We start from the raw sequence: 444 nt of genomic DNA on the forward strand, positions 1-444 counted from the left end.
GCGTACTTGTTAATGGTGATAACACAACAGCGCTGTTCGTGAAACCTCCAGATGCAATTGGGTCAATAGCTTGGCTAATATAACCCAATGAGGTTGCAGTCCGCATTGCTACGATTGCTAGGTTATCATCCCATTCCTTACCGTTCGTTACGTTGATGGTAGCTGCAAGCATTGCACTCAAAGGTGCTTGTGCCGCTAATAGCATCGCTACACCAGCAAGACCAGAACGTGCATTCACACGACGTAGAATCTTCTGATTACCAGCAAACGCATACCGCATGTACGGGAATATTACCTTACCCGTTACGGTTTGTTCCAACAACGCAGGAACCTCCCCAGCATGTACAGTCATAGCTAAGTTATCACTAGCCATACTCATGTACCGCTGCGTATCAAATGCTACATCAGCATCCCACTTGTTAACAAGCATCCCATGTGTATCAA

General features: G+C 46.2%; 1 protein-coding gene. It reads right to left on the reverse strand.

The window, feature by feature from the left end; all coding sequences use genetic code 11:
- On the reverse strand, positions 1 to 373 hold a 373-nt coding region (locus tag BTA35_RS16775), incomplete at its 3' end, for a hypothetical protein (protein ID WP_139363717.1).
- Positions 374 to 444: the final 71 nt, after the last annotated feature.

The organism is Oceanospirillum linum (genome assembly GCF_001995095.2).
GTDB classification, from domain to species: Bacteria; Pseudomonadota; Gammaproteobacteria; order Pseudomonadales; family Halomonadaceae; genus Oceanospirillum; species Oceanospirillum linum.